Here is a 257-nt window from a genome sequence, read left to right as displayed (position 1 = left end):
CTCACCTGATGCGCCAGAGTTTGGCTGCAATGAGAAGTCGTCGTAGCCAGTGATTTCGCAAAGCTTGGCTTTAAGGTCTTTGGCGAGAGCGGTATAGCCTGCAGCTTGCTCAATCGGCGCGAATGGGTGGATAGCACCGAATTCAGGCCAAGTAACCGGGATCATCTCGGCTGCTGCGTTTAGCTTCATGGTACAAGAGCCCAGAGGGATCATACCGTGCGTTAGCGAGAAGTCTTTGTTCTCAAGTTGTTTAAGGT

The 257-nt window shown here is 51.8% G+C and carries 1 protein-coding gene; it reads right to left on the bottom strand.

The window, feature by feature from the left end; translation table 11 throughout:
• The coding region (locus AB4585_RS28730) for a hypothetical protein (RefSeq protein ID WP_372172185.1) at window positions 1-257 on the bottom strand (257 nt) is incomplete at both ends.

It is taken from the genome of Vibrio sp. 10N.222.49.C9 (assembly GCF_041474985.1).
Classification (GTDB): Bacteria; Pseudomonadota; Gammaproteobacteria; order Enterobacterales; family Vibrionaceae; genus Vibrio; species Vibrio crassostreae_C.
Note: the sequence above shows the minus strand (reverse complement) of the source record. Positions and strands in the feature narration are given on the sequence as shown.